Annotated in this window: 1 protein-coding gene; it reads right to left on the reverse strand. The window is 45.5% G+C overall.

Annotated features, from left to right (window positions below; genetic code table 11):
• The coding region (locus I6E38_RS14910; RefSeq protein WP_235394717.1) for a hypothetical protein at positions 1-959 on the reverse strand (959 nt) is incomplete at both ends.

A 959-nucleotide genomic window follows, 5' to 3' on the forward strand; every position in this document is an offset into this window, starting at 1 on the left:
CCTTGGTTTTCAGCATGGCGTCAGCACCCATCATACGGATAGTGTTCTCCGAGAATACACTGCCAAGCAACAGATTCTTTACGAAGTCCTTGCCTGCTGCCGAAAGTTTGTCCTCGCCCTCACGCAATCCGGCTACCTCGTTCAAGCCAATAACGCCCTTATCAATTAAACGCTTTAGCAACGAGTTTATTGCCGACGGATTGTTAAAGAAAGCATCAAGACTACCGCTTCCCTCTATCTCGGCTATAATGGCACTTACCTCGTCAGTACTTAACACCTTGGCATTCTTTACCGACTGCTCTGTATTGCCTATGCTCTTGGTCTCTTGCTTGTTGAAAAGGTCAAATGTCTTACTTGTAAGTGGCATCTTTTTGTCGGGCACAAAATATACTGTACCCTTAAAACCTGCCTCTTCTATTTGCTTTGGAGTCCAGCCGAAGCCTTCTGCGTTTTCACTTAGGCTCTCATAATACTTGCCGTCAGTACCATAGCGTTCCGCAAGTTGTTTACCCATAGTTGTGCCGTTTCCGCTTAACAGAATACCATCCTGTACAATTGGCACATTCTTTAGTGCTTGCCCGCCAAAGTCTCTGCCAATTTTCTCTGTAAACAGACGCGACTCCTTGTCTTTGTAAGAACGTGAATTTGAGGAAGAGCCGTCTTCATTAACTGGGAATCCTTCGTTCTGCTTAAAGTCATTAAACGGATCGTGCGAAGGTGTAAGTCCTGAAACCTCGCCATAAAAGTATTGACCAGTTATCTTAGTTCCGTCAGGAAGAGTGATAGAACCACGTCGTCCGGGAATCTTCTTTGATTTCTCGAACTTCTCTCGCACAGCAACACTCACTTCACCTACCGAACCTACTTCACCTACACTACCTACACCACTTGCTTTCTCCATTCCAGCCTTGACCTTCTTCTCAGTCATAGCCTTCTTGATATTGGTGTATAGCTCCAGT

It is taken from the genome of Leyella stercorea (genome assembly GCF_021531355.1).
Lineage (GTDB): Bacteria > Bacteroidota > Bacteroidia > Bacteroidales > Bacteroidaceae > Prevotella.